Source organism: Paenibacillus sp. FSL R10-2788 (genome assembly GCF_038003885.1).
Taxonomy (GTDB): Bacteria; Bacillota; Bacilli; order Paenibacillales; family Paenibacillaceae; genus Paenibacillus_AQ; species Paenibacillus_AQ odorifer.
In genome coordinates, this window is record NZ_JBBOQA010000001.1 from 3,969,072 (window position 1) to 3,990,717 (window position 21,646).

General features: G+C 43.6%; 16 protein-coding genes. 6 read left to right on the top strand and 10 right to left on the bottom strand.

The features are described from left to right. Positions 1 to 47: 47 nt before the first annotated feature. Positions 48 to 1,964, top strand: coding sequence for a right-handed parallel beta-helix repeat-containing protein (locus NSQ50_RS17560; RefSeq protein ID WP_076225203.1), 1,917 nt, complete (start codon positions 48 to 50; stop codon positions 1,962 to 1,964). A gap of 54 nt (positions 1,965 to 2,018) precedes the next feature. On the opposite strand, the gene NSQ50_RS17565 is transcribed toward NSQ50_RS17560, so the two are convergent. Next, positions 2,019 to 2,438, bottom strand: coding sequence for a hypothetical protein (locus NSQ50_RS17565; RefSeq protein WP_036688177.1), 420 nt, complete (start codon positions 2,436 to 2,438; stop codon positions 2,019 to 2,021). 297 nt (positions 2,439 to 2,735) lie between these two features. Here NSQ50_RS17565 and NSQ50_RS17570 point away from each other — a divergent pair, with 297 nt between their 5' ends. Then, positions 2,736 to 3,566: a MerR family transcriptional regulator gene (locus NSQ50_RS17570; protein ID WP_076225204.1), complete on the top strand. Its 831-nt coding sequence runs from the start codon at positions 2,736 to 2,738 to the stop codon at positions 3,564 to 3,566. Between the two features lie 13 nt (positions 3,567 to 3,579). Then, complete coding sequence (locus NSQ50_RS17575) at positions 3,580 to 4,605, top strand: serine hydrolase domain-containing protein (protein WP_038571710.1); 1,026 nt, start codon at positions 3,580 to 3,582, stop codon at positions 4,603 to 4,605. Positions 4,606 to 4,686: 81 nt separating this feature from the next. Here the strand turns inward: NSQ50_RS17575 and NSQ50_RS17580 are convergent, their stop codons facing one another. Then, the gene (locus NSQ50_RS17580; RefSeq protein ID WP_076225205.1) at positions 4,687 to 5,076 is read right to left on the bottom strand and encodes a hypothetical protein; all 390 of its coding nucleotides are present in this window, start codon (positions 5,074 to 5,076) and stop codon (positions 4,687 to 4,689) included. 131 nt (positions 5,077 to 5,207) lie between these two features. After that, positions 5,208 to 6,953 carry a glycoside hydrolase family 35 protein gene (locus NSQ50_RS17585; RefSeq protein ID WP_076225206.1) on the bottom strand — a complete coding sequence of 582 codons (1,746 nt, stop codon included), beginning with the start codon at positions 6,951 to 6,953 and terminating at the stop codon, positions 5,208 to 5,210. Positions 6,954 to 7,107: 154 nt separating this feature from the next. On the opposite strand from NSQ50_RS17585, the gene NSQ50_RS17590 reads away from it, so the two are divergent. Beyond that, complete coding sequence (locus NSQ50_RS17590; protein ID WP_076098970.1) at positions 7,108 to 8,562, top strand: sulfatase family protein; 1,455 nt, start codon at positions 7,108 to 7,110, stop codon at positions 8,560 to 8,562. A 72-nt stretch (positions 8,563 to 8,634) separates the two neighbouring features. Here the strand turns inward: NSQ50_RS17590 and NSQ50_RS17595 are convergent, their stop codons facing one another. From NSQ50_RS17595 to NSQ50_RS17615, 5 genes are all read right to left on the bottom strand, one after another. Then, positions 8,635 to 10,134, bottom strand: a complete 1,500-nt coding sequence (locus NSQ50_RS17595; RefSeq protein ID WP_076225207.1) for an arylsulfatase — start codon at positions 10,132 to 10,134, stop codon at positions 8,635 to 8,637. Positions 10,135 to 10,149: 15 nt separating this feature from the next. Then, the gene (locus tag NSQ50_RS17600; protein WP_076225208.1) at positions 10,150 to 12,045 is read right to left on the bottom strand and encodes a family 20 glycosylhydrolase; all 1,896 of its coding nucleotides are present in this window, start codon (positions 12,043 to 12,045) and stop codon (positions 10,150 to 10,152) included. A gap of 121 nt (positions 12,046 to 12,166) precedes the next feature. Next, a complete protein-coding gene (locus NSQ50_RS17605; protein WP_038571722.1) occupies positions 12,167 to 13,798 on the bottom strand; it encodes an extracellular solute-binding protein in 1,632 nt (543 codons plus the stop codon). Positions 13,799 to 13,855: 57 nt separating this feature from the next. Further along, entirely contained in the window at positions 13,856 to 14,755 is a 900-nt protein-coding gene (locus tag NSQ50_RS17610) for a carbohydrate ABC transporter permease (protein ID WP_038571724.1), read from the bottom strand. Positions 14,756 to 14,779: 24 nt separating this feature from the next. Beyond that, positions 14,780 to 15,748, bottom strand: a complete 969-nt coding sequence (locus tag NSQ50_RS17615; protein ID WP_038571727.1) for an ABC transporter permease — start codon at positions 15,746 to 15,748, stop codon at positions 14,780 to 14,782. Between the two features lie 249 nt (positions 15,749 to 15,997). Between NSQ50_RS17615 and NSQ50_RS17620 the strand changes: the two genes are divergently transcribed. Then, positions 15,998 to 17,437, top strand: coding sequence for a response regulator (locus NSQ50_RS17620; protein ID WP_076225209.1), 1,440 nt, complete (start codon positions 15,998 to 16,000; stop codon positions 17,435 to 17,437). Then, positions 17,424 to 19,202, top strand: a complete 1,779-nt coding sequence (locus tag NSQ50_RS17625) for a cache domain-containing sensor histidine kinase (RefSeq protein WP_076225210.1) — start codon at positions 17,424 to 17,426, stop codon at positions 19,200 to 19,202. The genes NSQ50_RS17620 and NSQ50_RS17625 overlap by 14 nt, the downstream gene beginning before the upstream one ends. An 81-nt stretch (positions 19,203 to 19,283) precedes the next feature. Here NSQ50_RS17625 and NSQ50_RS17630 read toward each other — a convergent pair whose 3' ends face one another. Both NSQ50_RS17630 and NSQ50_RS17635 read right to left on the bottom strand, forming a co-directional pair. Further along, positions 19,284 to 20,672 carry a sulfatase gene (locus NSQ50_RS17630; protein ID WP_076225211.1) on the bottom strand — a complete coding sequence of 463 codons (1,389 nt, stop codon included), beginning with the start codon at positions 20,670 to 20,672 and terminating at the stop codon, positions 19,284 to 19,286. A 107-nt stretch (positions 20,673 to 20,779) separates the two neighbouring features. After that, positions 20,780 to 21,613 carry a helix-turn-helix domain-containing protein gene (locus NSQ50_RS17635; RefSeq protein WP_038571736.1) on the bottom strand — a complete coding sequence of 278 codons (834 nt, stop codon included), beginning with the start codon at positions 21,611 to 21,613 and terminating at the stop codon, positions 20,780 to 20,782. Between the last annotated feature and the right edge of the window lie 33 nt (positions 21,614 to 21,646).

A 21,646-nucleotide genomic window follows, 5' to 3' on the forward strand; every position in this document is an offset into this window, starting at 1 on the left:
TTTCCTATAATATTGGATAAAGTCAACTAAGCGGAGGTTATAGGACAATGGAATATCACGTATCAAAAACTGGTTCAGATCAAGGTCAAGGTACTCAACATGATCCTTTTTTAACCATCAATAAAGCGGCTTCAGCAGCTGTGGCTGGGGATAAGGTTATCGTTCATGAAGGGATATATCGCGAATGGGTAAAACCGAGATACAAAGGATTAAGCGAACAAAGAAGAATTATTTATCAAGCCGCTGAAGACGAGCAGGTTGTCATAAAAGGCTCTGAACATATACAAGATTGGCAGCAGGTTGAGAATCATATTTGGAAAGTGATCTTGCCGAACACGTTTTTTGGCAGCTTTAATCCGTATGTTGAGGAAGTGTCTGGCGATTGGCTCGTCACTATAGAGGAGACAAGACACTTAGGCGATGTATATCTAAATGGCATGTCTTTTTATGAGGTCAGTCAGTATGATCAACTGGCAGCTCCCGTCGAAAAGCTGGAGTTCAAGGATCTCTGGACACATGAGATGGTTCCGGTCCAAAATCCAAAACAGACGACCTATGTTTGGTTTGCCAAAGTAAGCCCTGACCACACCACGATTTACGCTAATTTCCAAGGTGCCAACCCGAACAAAGAACTGGTAGAAATCAATGTACGCAGATCTTGTTTCTACCCTGAAGAAACCGGGATTGATTATATTACTGTAAAAGGTTTTGAAATGGCGCATGCGGCAACACCTTGGGCACCTCCAACGGCAGACCAGCCCGGACTGCTGGGCACTAACTGGAGCAAAGGCTGGATTATTGAAAATAATATCATTCACGATGCCAAATGCAGCGCTATCAGTATCGGCAAAGAAGCTTCCACAGGCCATAATTACCGTACCATTCGAAAAGACAAACCCGGATATCAATATCAGCTTGAATCCGTCTTTACTGCTGAGCGTCAGGGCTGGAGCAAAGAATCGATCGGTTCACATCTTATCCGCCATAATACCATTTATGATTGCGGCCAAAATGCCATCGTCGGCCACTTAGGTTGTATTTTCAGCGAAATTCATCATAACCATATTTACAACATTGCGATAAAACGGGAATTCTGGGGCCACGAAATTGCCGGGATCAAGCTTCACGCACCGATCGATACTCACATCCACCATAACCGGATTCACGATTGTACTTTAGGTTTATGGCTGGATTGGCAGACCCAAGGGACAAGAATCAGTAAAAATCTGTTCTATCAAAATCACCGGGATTTGTTTATAGAAGTAAGCCATGGCCCTTACATTGTTGACCATAATATCTTGACAGCTAAACATGCTTTGGAGAATGTAGCCCAAGGTGGAGCCTATATCAACAATCTGATCGGCGGCAGGATGGTTCATCGAAAGGTACTAAACCGGTCCACGCAATATCATCTTCCGCATAGTACAAAAATTGCCGGTTTCTCACTTATTTATGGTGGGGACGATCGGTTCTACAACAATATCATTGTTGGAAAAGACGGATGGACAGGCGTGGGAACGTCACATTTCAATAACTACACCACCTCTTTGGCGGAGTATATCGAGAATGTCCATAAGTTACACGGTGATCTTGAGGAGTTTGAACTCGCTGAACAGCCTATGTTCATTAATAACAACGCTTATTTAAACGGTGCTGAGCCTTTCGAAAGAGAGAATGTAAAGCTGGTTGAGGAAAGCTTTGGTCCAGACTTCTTTATTGTAGATCAAGGAGATGAAGGATTCCTTTCTATTGATCTGCCTGAAAGCTTCGTTAACTTCTTAGGTGAGGTACATTCAACTGAGACTTTGCCGCGGGTGCGCATCGTGGATGCCGAGTTTGAGAATCCGGATGGCAGCAATATAATTCTGGATACAGATTTTCTGGATAACAAGAAAGAGAATAAAAGCACTTTAGGACCTCTTACACTTTTGAATAAGGGCAAAAATTATATTAAAGTGTGGTGATCGGTAAAGCAGGTGGCTAGTCCACCTGCTTTTTCATTGCTATAATTGAGTCTGCTATTTAATATCCTTAATCTTTTGAATAGATACTTCGTTTTGTTCTATTAGGATCTGATATTCAACAATCTCTCCTGCTTTAAATTCTTCCTTAAATTCTTTACTGACCGAGTAATTATCTTTCGGATTGAGTGTAACCTTAAATAAATGCTTTCCATTATCTATGGGGAACTTTGCTACCCCACCATGCTTAATATTACTGTCGATCAAAGAGTTAATTTGAACGTCATTTCCTTCATCAACGGTAACAACTACACTTTTTAAAAATAACGGACTGTTATTCGTAATCAGCAAGTTATATTCTTGATCATCAGTTACATCTACATCTGTATTATTGGATATATCGGCATTGTTTTTTTCGCAACCCGATAACAGGACGATAAACAAAACGAATAAAGATACGTATTTTTTTCTAGACAAAATGTTCTCCTCTCCATTCCTATAATCTTTTCTTGTGAAAATCTTAACATGTTCTAGAAGTTTTATGGGAAATATTTGAAGGCTTTAGCTAAAATGATACACTCTAATAAATAAGGGTAGCCCCGTTGGCTACTCCTTTCTGAATGGCCATTTACCTATATATTGTCGTAACCTTGGAATCGGTTCACTATTTTGCTGTTGACTTTGACCTTAGGGTAAGGTGTTAAGTAGATCTAGAACCAAACATCGATGTTTTAGCTTGGAAGCTTAATTCAAACGAAAAAAGGAGATGACTTTTTGCTGTCGATTGGAGAATTCTCGAAGATATGCGAAGTTTCTACGAAGACGCTTCGATATTATGATGAGATCGGATTAATTCATCCCGATGAGATTAACCCTGAGAACGGTTATAGGTATTACTCCATCAAACAACTTAAAAAAATGCTTTTTATCAATCGTCTAAAAGCTTATTATTTCTCGCTGGAAGAAATCAGAGACATTTTGCAATGGGAACAGGATCATTCAGAAGAGAAGCTCTACTCAGCCCTTAATCTGAAGAAAAAAGAAATACAGGAGAAAATAAGTTCTTATGAATACACCTTAAAACAAATCAATATTGATGTATTAAATTTGGAGAAAGGTATCCCCATGATGTCCTACCTGAATGAGATAAAAGTAGAGCTTGTTGAAACTCAGCCTATGAATATTCTTTTTACGCGTCAGATGTTGAGCAGTGATGACTATGCGCTAGGTTATGGACATTATTTTAGCGGGCTTTATGAAAAAATCGCCACTGAAAAACTCACTTTGCTCGGTACGCCAATAACAATTTATCACAGCCGTGAATATAATCCAGCCGGAAATGATACAGAGTTTGCTCTCCCCATAAAAGAGGTTGTAAAAGGTACAAGAGATTTGCCTGATGCTCTTTGTGCGAGATCTGTTCTTAAAGGCGCCTATTCAGAATTGACCTCGGTCTATGCAAAGCTGAGAGAATGGATAGAAAATGAAGGTTATGAAATGGTGAATTCGCCCTATGAAATATATGTAACGGACCCGATACAAGCCGCTGTGCCTGAGGATCTGGTTACCGAGGTCTATTTTCCAGTAAAGAAAAAAAATTCATAAAGGAGTTACTTTCATGCTCAAAAACAATTATCCAACTTCAGATTGGCAAATCTCAGCCCCCGCAAACTTGGGAATGGATGCTGATTTGCTTTCAGAACTAGAATCAAGGATCAAATCCGAGTATAGCAATATCAACGGGATTGTTGTGATAAGAAGTGGAACTATCGCTTATGAAAAATATTATAATGGCGCTGGCCCGAATGACACACATCATGTGGCCTCTGTAACAAAAAGTATCATATCCGCGCTCATAGGCATTGCCATAGATGCTGGCTTTATTAACAATGCAGATCAAAAGGTACTGGAGTTTTTCCCGGACTATGTTCCAAACGCTGCTCAAGATCCGCAAAAACAAGAAATCACCTTGCACCATCTCCTTACGATGACCGCACCTTATGCTTTTGCAGATTGGCACGAACCGCTGGAGCAAATGTGTATGCAGCCTGACTGGGTAAAATATACGCTGGATATGCTAGGCCAACAAGGAACAATTGGGGATTTCAAATATTCTACCGCTGGAGCACATCTGCTTTCTGCCATCATCACGCGCAGCACTGGACAAAGTGCCCGTGAGTTCGCCAACGAACGTTTATTTAAACCTATCGGAATGAATGAAATCCCGGATTATGAGATGAGCTCATTTGGGTTCGATGATTTGTTTGGGGTAAATGTGAAGGGGTGGGTGGAAGACCCAAATCGTATCACCACAGGAGGATGGGGACTTACGTTGTCTCCACGCGATATGGCGCGTTTTGGTTTATTATATTTGAACCGTGGACAATGGGAGCAAAATCAGATCATTTCGGAGACATGGATTGAGGAATCAACAGCGATGAACCCTAATCATTACGGTTACTTGTGGTGGCTACGCGAAGAAGACGGGGTTTACACCTACTCAGCGTTAGGTGATGGTGGTAATGTCATTTGCTGCATTCCAGAAAAGGATCTTGTCGTAACCATCGCCTCAGAATTCACACTTCAGCCTCGTGACCGCTGGCCTCTGATTAAGGAGTGTATTATTCCGTCTGTAGTAGAGTAAAGAAGATAAAAAACATGCTGGTTGCCCCTTCATTCACAACTAGGAGAGCAACCAGTTGTCTACACTCTAAATCATATTGCTTCAAGGAAAAATAATATCACCTTCGTTGCTGCTTACATCAAAAAATCCAACTTTATGTTTTATAGCCAACTCCCGCATCGCCGTATAAGCTTCGTCAGCTACGGAATACGCAAAAGCCGCATAGATGACGGATGAGCCAAGCGAGTAGTCAGTTAACCGGTTATCCGTTCCGGCTTCCTCCATCGCCTCAAAAATCTCGTCCTCTACATTCATATTAGGAAATTGCTCAGACAACTCACTATAAAAGCGTTGCAGCGCCTCCGATAAAACCGATGGATCGTTATAGGCATGGTCTTCCGACCACTGCACTTGCTGCTCATACCACTCCATAAACGTTGCTCTCTCTTGCGGTGCTTTAGACGTCTCAAATGCCATCAAATCATAGCTCATTTAAAATCCTCCTCTAACCCACCCTAATCGTGCATTTTCAGTTCCTATAAATTGTTGGGCTGTTTTGATTATATATTAAAAATCATCAGACCCGTACTATAGAATCATGATACTTACTCAACCGTTAAATATCATGTGAGCTCCGGTGTATCTACAAAAGTAACCACTGGCTCCATTACGCCATGTAGTTCGAATAAGATAAGCTCGTTATCACCTTGACGCAGAAGCGGCGCTGGTAAGTATAGTGTTTTAGTTGGACCCTGCTCCCAGTAGCGCCCTAAATTAAAGCCGTTTATGAAAACCTGACCTTTACTCCATCCGTCCAGCCGCAAAAAAGTATCCTCAGACTTACTGACTTGAAAGCTCCCCCGGTAAAAAGTAGGCTGCTGACGTTGCTCGCAATCTATCGGTGTGAATGATAATCCCTTAAGATTGGTTAAAGGCAAAGAATGAATGGTCCAATCATGCAGGAATTGATAGCCGAGTCTAACGCCACAGGTTATGCCTTTTGGATCACAAAGCAGCGGGCCATAATTTACACGCCCCATATTCTCCACAAGGATGTCGATCTGCAGTCCCTCCGTTGGAACCTCTAATGGAATTCCTCGCGGATCCCAGCGTTCAACTGTACCGACAAAGGCCCCATTCGCGAATACAAGCGCACGATCACGTACTTCTTGAAGGACGAGCTCCATACTGCTGCGGGGTCCACTGATCCTCGTCGAATATAAGATGAACCCATGATTCTGACCCAGTTTCTCCATTGGCTCGGGACATGCTCTATGTTCTGGGGTAGACAAAACGTCTAACTGAGTGAACAGTGGTGCTGCTTCTGTCATCAACACTTTACCATAAGCTTGTGACTTTAATAACGGCGGTAATTCCAGTGGCGGTAACGTTACGTATTTCTCAATTATTTTTCGTGCTGCATAGAATTTTGCAGTTGGCTTACCGGATTCGTCCAGCAGCGTATCATAATCGTAGCTGGTTACGATGGGCTCATATTTGTCAAAAAGATTTGCCCCATTCATAAATCCAAAATTCGTCCCCCCATGGAACATATAGAAGTTAACAGAGGCTCCTAAAGCCAGCATTTCATCCAAAGTCTCCGCTACTTCAGATTCGGGGCGTGTATTATGCGGTTTCATCCAGTGGTCAAACCATCCATTCCAGAATTCCATACACATCAACGGTCCCGTAGGCTGATATTCACGTAGTTTAGCAAAGGCTTCCTTTGCCCGTGAACCAAAATTTACAGTGGCGAACACTCCGTCAATCATACCGCCTTGGAGCATATGATCTTCAGCTCCATCTGAAGTAAACAGCAAAACGTCCATGCCGCGGGCGATTATTCCTGCTTTTAGATCATTCAGGTAAGTCTTATCACTACCAAAGCTTCCATATTCGTTCTCTACTTGAAGGGCAAGCACAGGCCCACCGTTAGTGCTTAACAAGGGCCGCAGACGTGGAAGCAACTCATCGAAATAGGCATCCAACTTAGATAAATAGACGTTATCATTACAACGCAGTTGTATGTTATTGTCCGCAAGTAACCAAGCTGGCAATCCACCGAATTCCCATTCCGCACAAATATAAGGACTTGGCCGCAAAATCACGTGCAAACCAAGCTCTCCGGCAAGTCTAACGAAAGCCTCGATGTCAGCAAATCCAGCAAAGTTGAAGTTCCCCTCCTCTGGTTCGTGTAAATTCCAAGGAATATAGGTTTCAACAGTATTCAATCCACAAGCCTTCAGCTTCAGCAAACGATCCTGCCAATATTCCGGAACGATCCGGAAATAATGAAGCGCACCAGAAAGCAACCGGATGGGTTGTTCGTCCAATATAAAATGATCCCCTGATATGGATAACTTCCGCATATAATTTCTCCTCCAACATTGAGATAGACTATTTAATTATAGGTAATAAAAATATCAACCCATATGGACGATTCTAATGAAATATATGGAGAATTCATTGGTTGCTAGGGGCTTTTGTGATGCTATACACTATATTCATAGGGGGTTATTACGGATGTCAAAAAGAACTCATATTTGGTTAATTACCACAGATCAAATGCGCGCGGACGCACTAGGTATCGAAAACGCTTCCGTACTGACACCTGAACTTGACCAGCTTGCTTCGGAAGGCACACTCTTCACTGGCGCTTACTGCGCTAGTCCCGTTTGCACGCCTTCACGTTCTTCCATTTTTACAGGCAGGTATCCGCATGTTCATGGTGCCTGGAACATCGGTACCACACTCAGAGAAGACGAACTTACCTTATGCGATCATTTAAAGAAAGCGGATTATGAAACCATCGGTATAGGAAAGATGCATTTCCGCCCTCAGATGAAGGGGAACTTTTCACAAGAATATGAAGAGCCTGCTTATCGTGACCGCGGAAGAGCTTCCGATGGAACGTACTACGGATTTGATGAACATCATATTACGGAAGATAATTGTATCGGGGAATATATGGAGTGGCTTAGACAGCGTAACCCTGAAGTGGCAGAGCGTTTCAGCAAGGACCATTACAGAGCTTCTAATGCTCAAAACGATGTGTGGGAGAGCGAACTCCCTCCGGAGCTGCATCAGACTTATTGGATTGCTGAACGGAGTATCGATGCTATCCTCGCCCACAAAACCGAGCAACCGCTATTTTTATGGACCAGTTTCGTCGATCCACATCACCCCTTTGACCCTCCAAAAGCTTACGCGGATATGTACGCTGACACTGACATTCCATCTCCAGCCAGAGAAGCAGATGACGTGCATCTTCGTCCTCCACATCTGCTGCGTCAGAGTCAGGGAGGATATTGGCCTGGTGGCGGTGAGGAGCATTCTCTTGATGAAGCGCATATGAAACGGCTCACCCGAAATTATTATGCGATGATTACCTTCATTGATGCGCAGATCGGACGTATTATAAAAGCTTGGCGTCAAAAAGAAATGTACGATGATGTAGTCATCCTCTTTACCAGCGATCATGGAGAACTGCTCGGTGACCATGGACTAATTTACAAGGGGCCATGGTTTTATGAAGGGTTAACACGAATCCCGATGATCGTACGCGGTCCTGGGATTGCTTCCGGGCAACGGGTCCCTGCTTTGATGGAACATGTTGATATTGTCCCCACACTGCTTGCAGCCGCAGGTCTCAAAACTCCCTACGGAATTCAAGGTGTGTCACAGATGGAGGTGCTGGCTGGAAGAGAGTCCCATGTGCGCAATTCTGCCCTGACCGCTTATATTGCTCATGACCGCGGCATTAACGCTAAGTGTTTGCGTACAACACGTTATAAGCTGGTGATTTTCGCAGGTGAGACCTACGGCGAATTGTATGATTTGAAAGAGGATCCTCATGAAAACTCCAATCGTTTTGAAGATCCCGATTATAGTGATATTCGCCATTCGATGGTTGAATTGCTCGTCCATCGAATGATTCAAGATCAGGACCCTTTGCCTGAACGCCGGAGTAGCTGGTAAATTCACTAACCTTTCTTTATATCCGTAACAGACGTAGGGCAACCTGTGAGTTCTGGTTGCCCTATGTTATGATTATTTCCCCAATTGGGATGCCTTTAGAATATGAGATATTGGGCGTCCGGCAATCCATTCGCCGTTGTTTACAAACCCTTCCTCTCGTCCCTCCAGCTCGTGAATAAGACGCTCTCTCCACTCTTTTATACGCTCAAATTTATCAGTACAGCCTATCGCATTAATCTTCTCTGAGGGGTCTGCCGCTAGATCAAAATACTGCTCTTCCCCTGTCTGAGAATACCAAATAAATTTCTCTCTTCCATCCGTTAAGAAGTGGTGGGACTTTTCTCCATAGGCTTGTTCCCCATGAATATAAGATCGCCATAATGTCTGATCTCCCCTGCACAGCGGCAACACACTTTGCCCTTCTACTGGAACTGGTATTTGGACGCCAGCAGCTTCAAGAAATGTGGGCATAATATCGCGAAGCTCTACAATGGAATCAGGCCGGGAGCCTGCAAGAAGTCCAAGCGTTTCTCCCGGATCAAACACTATGAAAGGAATCTTAGCACTTCCTTCATAAGGAAGAGATTTGCGGAAGTAATGGTGATCCCCCATCATTTCACCATGATCAGAAGTAAATAGAATCAAAGTTTCATTTAAAACTCCATACTCCTGCAGCCCATTGATCAACCTCCCAATTTGGTCGTCAAGATGCGTAATTAGCGCGTAATACGCCGCACGGGCACGATCCAATCTGCGCTTTGGCAAATTAGTGAACGAAGAAGTTGGATCCTTAGCTCCGGTTAAGGCCGCACTCTCGTCCACCCAGTCTCCGATTGGAGGATCGGGAAATTCCAAGTCCTTGTACATATCTAGATAACATTGTGGCGGATCCAATGGGGAATGCGGGCGAACGAAGGAAGACCATAAGAAAAATGGTTTCCCAGGGTCACTTCTTCGCAAAAAGTCTAGCGACTCGGTCACGCACCAATTCGTGGGATGCATCGCTTCCGGCAAGTGCCAGGGGCGGGCAACCGTTGAGGCGTTGCAATCAAGGCCTAAATCAGTGATATCCGAGTTAGCATTAGTTTGTCTTCGCAGCCACTGCAAATAATCATCCACTTGATCATAGTGTTCATCCTGTAACGTTTTGCTCTTATCCCGATTGTAGTGAAGATATCCATCATGAAGCACCACATTATGGAATCCACATAGATTACGTGCAGGATACACATGCATCTTGCCAACACACTGCGTATGATAACCAGCTTGAGCAAGCTCTCCGGCAATCGTATGGGCGTAATTCCATTCAACCTTATCCCGATAACCAACCCGCCCATGTGATCTTTGCCCCATTCCTGTCATGATAGCAGCCCTGGCGGGAATACAACTGGGGGTAGCCGAGTAAGCGTGCTCAAATAAGATCCCCCTTGATGCCAGAGCGTCCAGGTTGGGTGTCTCAACGACGGGATGTCCCATAATGCTCAGGCAATCAAAACGCATCTGATCTACGGTGATAAGCAAAAGGTTGGGCTGCTTTGTGCCCTTTTGATGGTCCAGATTAGTATCAATCATAACCTCACCCCCTCCTTAAACCCCAGCGATCACGGATGGTGTTGCAATCGTGTGCCATAAATTCGCACTTATCGTCCTGGGGTCGCCCTCGTCAACAAGACCGTCGAACGTCAGAAGCTCCTCTTCTAATTCAGCAATCTGCTCCACGTTCCCTTCGACATAACGATTGATTCGATGAATCGCCGTTCTGATTCTCTCAAGCATTCCTCCCATACGAAGATCAAAAACATCAAGACCAAATACCTTATTTTCCAGCTCCCATTGCACTCGATAGTCGTCCATGAATTGTCTGGCCAAATCAGATAATTGTGGCAAAGTCACCTTGGCAAAGTGAGCCAATTCCTCTAAATTCCCCCGATGATAAGCGTCGCGTATAGAAATCCCGATTTCGCTCTTTATTTCGAGCAAGCGACACAAGCTGGCTTGTACAGAGAATAAGGATTGCCAAGACGAATTGCGAGTGATCGCCTGTTCGAGCTTTTCTGCACTTTGCTGATAATGCTTCGAATACGCGTTAGGAATAACATGTCGATCAAACAAACCACACAAAATATCTTGATAAAGCAAGTATTTAGCCGGATTGATAGAACATCCCCCCGGAGCCGAATTACCCGGAACCAGGTTGGCCGCATCAAGTGCCATAAAGTCATCATAATTGCCTTGCACACAGCTGCTGAATCTTTCTTTGACATGGTTCTCCACGAAACATCCCGTGTAGCTCAGCTCCGCCCAAAGTTGAAGGGTAGGAAGAACCGAGAAAACGGAAGCTTCAGCGCCATTATCTCCCCATGCGGTAATCAACACTACTTGAATTCCATGCTTAACACAGCTATCATGAGCCAGCAGACTGACATGGCGACTGAATTCATTGTTTGGAGCGAAGCCCATCCATTTCCAAGCACCACCTGCAAATCCAATATGATCATTCAGCTGCTTATGTTTGCTTAACATCCCGTCGTATTTCTCCTGCGTTTCCGAATAATAATCCCAGTAGATCAAGGTAACATCTTCAGGAATCAGCTTTACAATATCAGGGCTAATTGGACTTTCAGCATCGTAATATTCTCCGGAACTGGCCAGACGGAAAAACATGTCGCTCCACATCATCGTCTGGAAAGCATATTTTCTGGCGATCTCCATAACAGTGCTAAAGTGTTTTAACATTAATGAAGATCGATCCTGATACCCATGCTTATCCAGGTATTTACCAAGTCCCATCATATGAGCTTCGTCCATCCCGATATTTATGCGGCGACTGCTTACATGAGCCGACATAAAAGCAAACATTCGATCAATTAACTCATAAGTTCTGGGATCATCAATAAGGAGAATATCCTGGAAATCCACAAGCGGTGCATGTGCCTGCCATTTCAATGCTTGGCCGAGATGGGCCAGGGTCTGAATACAAGGAACCAGTTCTATGCCAAATAACGCGGCATACTGATCCAGCTCCCGAATTTGATCTCCAGTATATCGGCCTCGCAAATAGCCGAAATAAGGGTATCCCTCCAGTTCGTAGGTGTCTTCCGAATACAACTGAACCGTTGAATATCCCATAAGCGCTAAACGCCGGATCAATTCCTTATATCCTTGATAGTTAAGAACCGCATTTCGCGAACAGTCTACCATGAAGCCTAACTGTTCATAAACCGGCCGTTCATTAATTTCAACTCGTTCTCCACGGCGTACGTTCTCAAGAAATCGGCTGAGTGCCCGGATCAACTGATGTTCCTGTCCATACGCAATGATGACTTGAGCCTCATCGTAAGATATTCGAAAGCCCTTCCCTTGCTTAATACAATTCACTGGTATCCCTGAGCGTTCCATTCGTATACTCAATATTCCCGCTACTTCTGAAACTGCTGCTAACTGTTTCTCGGTTAACCCGGTCAAGTGAATGCTAAGTTTCATAAACTTTACCCTCCCAATCTTATAAGTATGCGGTTAGTAGCGCCGCACAGTCTAAACCATACTTCAAATAATTAAACGGAAGATCCGGGCTACTTCCGCCCGGATCTTCTCTATCCATCCATTATTCAATACCTTGTTCCTTGGCCTTCTCATTTACTTCCTCTATCATTTTATCAAGGCCTTTAGCCTTATAATCGTTCACAATGCTATTCCAGTAACTCTCAACGGGTTCTTTAGAAAGCATGATCTTAAGCAAATCATCATGGTCAAGCACAGTAAATTTATCCTTTGTTGGGGTGGACATATAAGTTAACCGAATGTCGTATTCTGGCACCTTTGTATTGTTCTGAATCCAGTCGATGTAATCGACAGCTTCTTTGCGGATTCCTTCGTTAGCAATCGTCGGGTTATCCATGTTATAGCTATCTGAAGTTTCATAAGCTACCAAATTCTTCAGAAATCTGCTAGCTGGATACTTCTCATTTAACGAACCCTTTTCAATGACAACCTTCTGCCCATTTTCGAGCTTATAATCTACACCTTCGATGCCATAAGTCAACAGATCCTTGCCTTCAGGAGACAACACATAATCATAGAGTGCCATGATGCGATCCATCTTTTTATCGTCAATCTTATTGCTGAAATAGCTTTCTGACCAGTATGTTTTAAAGATGGAATGTGAACGTTCACCATCAGGACCGATAAGCGGCTTGAGCGCCTTCACGCTCTCCGTCATATCCTTATCCGGATAAGCTGTTTTCCAGCGTTTTTCATACATATCGCTATTTAAATTTATGAAACCTCCACCGCTCAGGAGAGCAGCTGCTTTGCCTGCTACGAAATTGTCATAGGACTCTGCTGGTTTAACAAGCGCGATGTCTGGATCGATCAATCCTTTTTCGTACATATTCTTCATGTTTTGCAGCGCTGGCAGCGCATTTTTAGAGAATACAGCAGGGATAAACTTTCCATCCTCTTTGATCCATTTAAAATCACTGCCGCTTCCATCACTAGTAGCAACCGGGTTGCCATACAACCAGAAGAATCCGCCCAGCATCTTGGTAGTTGTCGTCGTAAGACCAGTAACATGCTTGCCTTCCGGATCCGACTTTACGATTGCATCAAGCATGGCTTCAAACTCTTGCCATGTCTCTGGTTCTTTGGTGATCCCAGCCTTTTGAGCAAGATCCCAACGATAGAAAACCATACGGTCCAGTGCACTCCAATCGACACTCGGGAACATCCGGCGAGGTACAGTATAATACTTTCCATCTACTCCTAATCCTTTAATATCTGGCGATTCGAAGTATTTTGCAAGATTCGGATACTTTGAAAGATCCGGGAGCGCTTTAACAACGCCTTGATTCACCCATTTGCGCTGATATTGTGTACCGACGGCGTCGATCGCGAAAATGTCTGGCAATTGGCCGGAGGCGGCCCACATTTGAATCTTCTGGGTATAGTCATCCCAAGACAAATTGACAGGTTTTAGTGTGATGTTGAATTTCTCCAACACTTGTTTAGCGATCGGGTCCTTTTCGAGGTTAGCAATCTCGGCATCCGCATCCCAAAACCCAAGAGAAATAGTCATTGGATCCTTGTAAGGATTATCCGTAGAGTTAGAAGAATTCGGAGATGTTTCACCGTTTGAACCAGCCTGCCCTTTGCCGTTATTGCCTCCACCGCAAGCCGTGAGTACTGAAGCGAACAAAGTTATACATAATGCCAATGTCATTATTTTCTTTCTATGCATGCTTGAAACCTCCCTTTATACTATTTTAGGATAGAATTAATCTATTTAAAATCTTTCTTATCCTTTTATTGAACCCACCATAATGCCTTTATTAAAATGCTTCTGCAGGAACGGATAAACAACAATAATCGGAATACTCGAAACTACAATCGCTGCCATTTGAAGTGCAGGTGTGTAGACCTTCCCCGTCTGCTCCTGCTCGGCCATCGTTTGTGCCATTTGGCTTAGCAAGGAATTCGAAGTAATAAGTGTCTCCCGTAGATAAATCTGAAGGGGTGCTTTTGCCGCGTCACTGATAAAAATTAATGCATACCACCATTCATTCCATCTTTCCACAGCATAGAACAAAGCAAAAGTCGCCATGAATGGAGCAGATATTGGAATAATGATTTTGAAAAGAATGTACAGATCATTCGCCCCATCCAGCTTAGCCGATTCTTCCAAGCTTTCTGGAATGGTATTGAAATAGTTTTTCATAATGATTAGATAAAACGTATTGAGACCCGCAGGGATGATCATGACGAGTATATTGTTTACGAATCCTAGATCCTTAACGACTAAGTAAAAAGGAATTAAACCGCCATTGAAAAACATAGTGAACAAGATCAAGCTAAGCATTATGTTTCTGCCGGGCATACCCCGCTTGGATAATGCATAAGCTCCCGCCACAGAGATTGTCATGCTGAACAACACGCCAACCACTGTTACGATGACAGAATTAAAGATGGAAGTCCAAAACTTCATATCCTGAAGCAAAAGCTTGTAAGCGGACAGGTCAAACGAAAGCGGAAAAATATAAAAGTCGCTTTTACTAATCGCTTCGAACTTTGCCACAGAGATAATAAGAACATTATAGAAGGGAAAAAATGTTACTATTGCTAGGAGCCCCAGCACCACGAATGCGGCGATATCGAAAACACTCCACTTTTTTCTCTTTTTAAACGTTGTGTCGGTCACTTGCTTCTCCCCTTTTCCTGCAGATTAATACAGTCCTTCCTCGCCCATCTTCTTAGCGAACGTATTGGCCGCCCATAAAAGGATTAGGCTGATAATGGACTTTACGACACCCACGGCGGTCATATATCCAAAGTCTCCTCCAATCGTGAATGAAGTCCGATAAATGTAAGTATCGATCGTGTCGGCAACCGAATATACCGGCGAACTATACAGGTTGAAAATTTGCTCGAAGCTCGAACCTTGGGTTAGTAGTTGTCCAACTTGAAGGATTAGCAGGACTGCGACTGTACTTTTCAAACCCGGCCATGCGATGTTTAGCAAACGGCGAAACCGGTTCGCTCCGTCTACTTCAGCCGCTTCAAACAGCTCAGGATTGATCCCTGCCAGAGCCGCCAGGTAAATGATTGAATCCCAACCGATCTCTCGCCACACATGCGTGATATACAGAACGGGTCTGAATGCACTTTCATCGACAAGAGGAGAATTCGGATCTCCACCAAACAGCATGATGATCTGGTTATAAATCCCGTCTTTGCTTAAAATATTGATAATAATCCCCGACAGTACAACCCACGATATAAAATGCGGGAACGTCAGGATCGTCTGAAAAAACCGCTTCATTTTTGTCCTGGAAAACTCATATAAAACAATCGCCAGGATAATGGGCATCGGGAAATGAGTGACCAGCTTCATCAAGCTGATAATGACCGTATTCCAAAACGCCTTGCGAAAATCGGGGTCGGTCAGCAGCGTTTGAAAATTCTCCAATCCAACCCAAGGACTGCCCAGAATCCCCTCACTGTAATTAAATGTTTTGAACGCTAGCGTTACACCGTACATGGGAGCATAGCTGAAGAGGGCGTACCAGATTAACACCGGTAGAACCATAAGGTAAAAATACTTGTACTGTAAAATCGTTTTCCCTAAACTTTGCTTTGGAGCAAGAGTTTTTAAGCTTCGCTTAGGCGTTCGAGTGGTTACAGAATCAGCCAATCTTCTCCCCACCTTTCTGTATGAGATTGTTATGCTTGTAAGCGATTTATATGGTAAATTATATCGGGAGTGTAAATTCTCTTGTATAGAGAATACAACTCCGGTCATGTGGATTTTTCACACCTTTGCGGGAGACCTTCCTGTAGCACGTAATATCGGACATAGTGAGCGTAAGATAGTCCATACCCCCCATGGTCCACAATCGCTAGGATAAATCTAAGAGCTCTATAAAGAGAGGGGGATTCACTTATGCGTTCAGTAATTATTGCAGATGATGAGAAGTGGATTGTAGAAGGAATTAAAGCAGGAGTGAATTGGAAGAAATACGGCTTTGAAGTGATCGACGATGCCGAAAACGGGCAAGAAGCCCTTCAATTAATTCAATCGCTTCGCCCCACCCTTGTTCTAACAGATATCAAGATGCCTGTTATGAATGGACTAGAGCTCATTCAACGTGGCAAGGCCATCGCGCCTGATACGATCTTTATCGTACTCAGCGGACATGCCGAGTTCGCTTATGCACAAAAAGCAATGAATTATGGTACTTTCGGATATTGTCTCAAACCCTTTGAAATCGAAGAAATTGAAGGTATGCTCAACCGAATAGCCCAGCAACACGATTCCAAGACAGTTAAAGAACAACCTATCCACGACTTCGAACTTTATGAAGCGGTTTGTTCCGGAGATCTTGAACGAATTAACTTATGGTTGGATGAGAAGAAAATACCCTTGTCGAAAGATACCCCTCATATCCCCATTGTTATCCAAGGGTTAAGTTCACCTGTAGATGTCAGGCAGTTCTCTTCCCTGTGTTTCCCAATGAGCCGCCGTCGGTATGGTTACTTATTGGAAGAGTGCCAATACGAAGTCTTCCTCCAGGGTCTTGAACAAACAGAAGTTGTACAAGAGTGCGGAGTCGGGATCGGTCCTCCTATTTCGGATATACAACAATTGGATGCGTCTTTAGAGTCCGCCTCTCATGCTGCTTTCAGTATGTTCGCAACGGGGATGCCCGGATGTTACCGGGTGAATCCACAACAGGAAATACCGGTCGACGAGAAACTCAAAGAGATTTCCCGGATTCTTCATAATAAAGACCGGCTCGGTTTCATAGCAGCCATGGAATCAATAAAGAAATTATTCAAAGAGGGAACGTTCACCATTAAAGAAGCCTATTTGCTCTATACATCGATCCTCTACTTATTTCCTCGGGAAGGGACTCGGGTTAGCGGCCGTTTTTTTGAAGGATATGAACAGCTCTATTATCGGTACGGCACGGCTGAAGCTATGATTGATGATCTGATTCTTATGACACTTGATATTTTTATGAACAGAAACGAAACTGATATTTCACGAATCTCAAACCACAAAGTCAAAGAAATCATGTTATACATCCACAACCATTTCAATCAAGAAATTTCGATCCAGCATTTAGCCAATCAGTTTTTTTTAAGTCCAAATTACTTATGCCAATTATTCAAAAAAGAGGTCGGCGAGACCATCATCGAACATATCAGTCGTTTACGAATTGAATACGCTTGTAAAACGCTGATCGAAACCAACCTTTCCATTTACCAAATCGGTGAGAAATGCGGTTTTCAGGATTATTTCTATTTCACACGAATTTTTAAACGGCATCTCAAAATGACACCTACACAATATAGGGAACAAAACAATGAAGACATTTAAGAGACTATCCATCCGTACTCAGGTTTTGCTATTCGGGTTATTTATTGTTGCCATTATCCCAATCATCGTTTCACGAGTCTACCAACTATCAAGCGAAACTATCATTAATCAAAATACGCAATACAATACAGAGCTGGTCTCCCTCCTCAAGCAACGGATTTCTGACAACTATGCCAACGTTTCTTCCATGATGATGAATGTGGGTTACGATTCGACCGTCCAAAAATTCCTAGTCGAGAATGATAAGCTTCGAGTCTACGATCTATCCCAAAAAGTTGAAGGATTGTTGAGCATCGCCCGAAATATGAACACGGACATCTTAGATATTATTGTTATCGGCAGCTCAAACACACGTATTTCCTTAGCAGGAAGAACAAAATATGCTATCGATCTTATGAAAACAGCTGAGGAGGATGGAATCGTTCATTATCGCGAATACAGTCCTCCAGACAAAGTCATCGACAAGAGAAAACTGCTTTTCGGGATGAACATCTTCGCTTCAGGTGACACGTCCCTATATGGTGAAAAAATTGGCTATCTCGCAGTTATTGTAGATATGAAGGCCATTCAAACTGAAATTTCTGAGTATCCCCGATTGGTCGGAACCAGCTTTTTTATGATGGATGATAAAGGCATGATCTACTCTAATAGCAATGAGCCGGAGGATATGCTCCAGCAGTTTCAAACTCGGGCAACTGGAAGGGATGGAGAGTCCATCGTCGAGACCGTTCATGGAAAGAAATATGCAATTCAGTCCTTTAGCTTACCGGAGATCTCTGGAAAAATCATAACCGCTGTTCCTGTCCATAATTTAATGAAAGAACTGGAGAAATTAAAGAAGGTCAGCTATGCTCTTCTGGCCTTAATCTTGCTGGTCGTCTCTATCCCCTATTCTGTGCTTATGATGAATCTCTTAAGACCGTTGTCTAGGCTTATGCGCTATATGAATCAATTAAAGGGCGGAAGTCTGGGGATATTGAACAACAAGGTCGATTTAAAGGGCTATGCTGAGATTGAAATCATCTCTCGACAGTTCAACGATATGACCACACGGATCCACGATTTGACGGACCAATTAATCGATGCTTCAACTCAACTTTATCTGACCGATCTGGAAAAGCAGCGGGCGGAATATTCGTATTTACAAAGTCAAATTAATCCGCATTTCTTAAGCAATACTTTAGATACAATCAAGGGCGTTGCGATCGTAAAAGGAAATCGGGATATCTTCGAGATGACTACCGCCTTAAGCACAATGCTCAAGTACAGCATCAAAGGCAAAGAGGAGGTAACTCTTGGGGAAGAGCTGAAAATCGCGGAATCTTGTGTGAGGATTTACCAAGGCCGTTTCCCGGACAAATTTACTTACAAGCTATTGTGTCCCCATGAATGGTTACACATTCCCGTGCCTAAAATGATCCTTCAACCTATTGTTGAAAATGCGCTTGGTCATGGGCTTGAGGCACAAGGACAAGGAATTTTGCTGATCTCCGTAGAGAAAAACGAAGCGGGGCTACTTGAAATCGTGGTAGAAGATAATGGTGTAGGCATCGATACAACAAGACTGGAACAACTTACGGAGTTGCTGGCTGGTAAGAATATAGAATCAGGAGATCATATCGGTCTCCTAAATGTCAATAATCGTCTAAATCTTAAGTATGGCGATCCTTGCGGCGTTCTGCTGTATAGTAAGGAGGGTAGCGGGACGAAGACCGTTTTGAGGCTTCCCGGATCTTTAATAGATCCACAAAAAGCGAGAACATAAATAGGGAGGTTGCCCATTCAGGGCAACCTCCATTTCATATGTCTTTCATTCGCCGCATTTACTAGGATATTATTAAGCATCCTATAAGGATGAGCTCAGATACTCTTTGGCATGGTAGGGTCCACCTTCCATAAGTACCGTCCATAATGGATCGATATCACAATCCATGGAGCCCATCATATTATCATGCCATTCATTCAACAGATAGACAGCCTCCATACAAACGTCTTTACGCACTTCGGCAAGATTATGTTGTTCATAAGGATCATGCTTCAAATCAAACAGCATTTCTTGCGGGAATCCATGGTGTCCGTCATGATAGGTACGTATATATAACCAATCCGCAAACCGAACACTGCGTTGACACACATGCGCACATTGTGAGATTACGAGATACTCACGCCCTCCCAAATCCCCCTCCAGAATGGTACCTGCATAACTTTCACCATCCCAAGAAGCAGCCGCTTTCAAATTCAAAAGGCTTGCTAATGTAGGTCCTAGATCAAGGTGATAATGTAGCCCCTCCTCCACGATTCCCTTCTTGCCCCCTGGCCAGCGAACAATCATCGGAATACGGCAAGTCGCCTCGTCTGCTGTGCCATGTTCGGAGTAAATTCCTAGTTCACCCAGACTCTCTCCATGATCCGCAGAGATCAAGATAGCCGTATCTTCCATCACGCCAAGTTCTCTCAGCTTAGAAAAAACTTTTCCGAGATGCTCGTCCAGATACTTAACTCCAGCATCATAGTTGTCAAAGATAACACGCAGGTCATCACGGTTCTCTATCTCCTGCTGATGCCTGAAATGCAGCTGATAATGCGATTTCGCGAGCACATTCATATCTTCAATACTATGCTGCCCCTTCTTATTTCGGTGAAGCTCAAACACGTCTTCCGTGATCCAATCGGGTAAAGGCTCCTTCTCGAACGGATTACCGTAGCTCTCAGGTGTACGATAAGGTGTATGCGGATCCCAGAAATTCAGATGCAGAAACCAATTTTCGGACTCCCCATTATCCTCAAGCCATTTAAGTGCCACTGGAAGCACCTGCTCTGCCGTCTCATGCCCTCTGCCACCAACATTAAACACTTCTTGGAACCCGGCGTTAAAGGTCCAAGCCGAGTGTCGTTCGGAGAAGGTGCTGATCGATGCAGTTTTCATCGCAGCTTGCCTTAATATAGCCGGAAGGCTCTCCCTCCCCAACCGGTCATTGAATTCACGTTTTGCTCCTTCTCTACGCATATCAGCAGCGGTTCCGCCATGCCCTATAATCCCATTATGAATGCCAAATCGCCCCGACATTAAAGCAGAACGAGACGGCAGGCAAGGAGCATCTGAACAATAGTAGTTGGTAAAGGTGACACCTTCTTTTGCGATTGAATCGATATTCGGGGAGGTATTCCGATGATAGCCATAACATCCCAGATGGTCCGGGCGAAGCGAATCCAAATCCAAATACAAGATTCTCATGAGTTTATTCCCTGCCTTTCCTTTTCATCGAAATGGTTACGCTCGATTCGGGCAGCTTAGAATGATCTGCTCATGCTCATAAGAGTAAATGAATATGGAAAGCTCCGCTATGGAGTAGCGATGTTTGTTTTTGTAAATTCGATACTTTTCCGGTACTCTGCCGGCCCCTTGCCGTATTCGCCACGAAATACCTTGCTGAAGTGTGAAGCATCATAATAACCACATCTCTGGGAGATATGCTCGATTGTAAAATCCGTATATTCCAGCATTTGTTTAGCTTGCTGCAGCCGCAATTTTCGCAGCATTTGCATGGGTGTCAGTTTATATATTTTCTGAAATGCCCGGCTAAAATAAACAGGATTCATATGATAGAGCTTGGAAAGCTCCTCTCTACTAATCTCCTGATCAAGCCTCTCCTCCATATATTGCAACGCTTCATTAAAGCGGTCCGTGATAAAGGGATCTCGTGAAGAACGTCGCCCGCCAAGCTTGGTACTCTCCATAATTTCATAAAGAAGAAAAAATGCCAATGAACCGACCTGAACATTCCTGAAATCATCTTCCTCCTGCAACCACAGGCTTCGCAACTCGTCAAACCTCCGCTCATATTCGCTTCGATCCCGGACCCGAATCACCTTGCCTAAAGGGAATAACTTAAAGAAGTCATCTCCGTCTTTAACTTTAGCGTTAATATTAAACAGATAATGTACGCCATCCGTTTTGGAGATCACATTAAAAGGCTCGTTAGGACGGTGGATCATCACATCTCCGGCAGAAGCAACATATTCTCCTTCGGAGGATGTCGTCAATACCTCACCTTTTTGGATATAAGAGACGGTATAACAAGACTGGACATAATCGAACAGGATCCGCTTCTGATATTGAATCTTTAGGACGTCCAGCACGTTGATGTCAAACTGACTATGGATGATAGAGGACAAGGAAGTTCCTCCTTCTTATGTAGTAGTCGTAAA

What these genes read in the sequence shown, in the direction of transcription:
- NSQ50_RS17560 (WP_076225203.1), top strand. Translation starts at nt 48, where the DNA reads ATGGAATATCACGTATCAAAAACTGGTTCAGATCAAGGTCAAGGTACT.
- NSQ50_RS17575 (WP_038571710.1), top strand. Translation starts at nt 3,580, where the DNA reads ATGCTCAAAAACAATTATCCAACTTCAGATTGGCAAATCTCAGCCCCC.
- NSQ50_RS17580 (WP_076225205.1), bottom strand. Translation starts at nt 5,076, where the DNA reads ATGAGCTATGATTTGATGGCATTTGAGACGTCTAAAGCACCGCAAGAG.
- NSQ50_RS17585 (WP_076225206.1), bottom strand. Translation starts at nt 6,953, where the DNA reads ATGCGGAAGTTATCCATATCAGGGGATCATTTTATATTGGACGAACAA.
- NSQ50_RS17590 (WP_076098970.1), top strand. Translation starts at nt 7,108, where the DNA reads ATGTCAAAAAGAACTCATATTTGGTTAATTACCACAGATCAAATGCGC.
- NSQ50_RS17595 (WP_076225207.1), bottom strand. Translation starts at nt 10,134, where the DNA reads ATGATTGATACTAATCTGGACCATCAAAAGGGCACAAAGCAGCCCAAC.
- NSQ50_RS17600 (WP_076225208.1), bottom strand. Translation starts at nt 12,045, where the DNA reads ATGAAACTTAGCATTCACTTGACCGGGTTAACCGAGAAACAGTTAGCA.
- NSQ50_RS17605 (WP_038571722.1), bottom strand. Translation starts at nt 13,798, where the DNA reads ATGCATAGAAAGAAAATAATGACATTGGCATTATGTATAACTTTGTTC.
- NSQ50_RS17620 (WP_076225209.1), top strand. Translation starts at nt 15,998, where the DNA reads ATGCGTTCAGTAATTATTGCAGATGATGAGAAGTGGATTGTAGAAGGA.
- NSQ50_RS17625 (WP_076225210.1), top strand. Translation starts at nt 17,424, where the DNA reads ATGAAGACATTTAAGAGACTATCCATCCGTACTCAGGTTTTGCTATTC.
- NSQ50_RS17630 (WP_076225211.1), bottom strand. Translation starts at nt 20,672, where the DNA reads ATGAGAATCTTGTATTTGGATTTGGATTCGCTTCGCCCGGACCATCTG.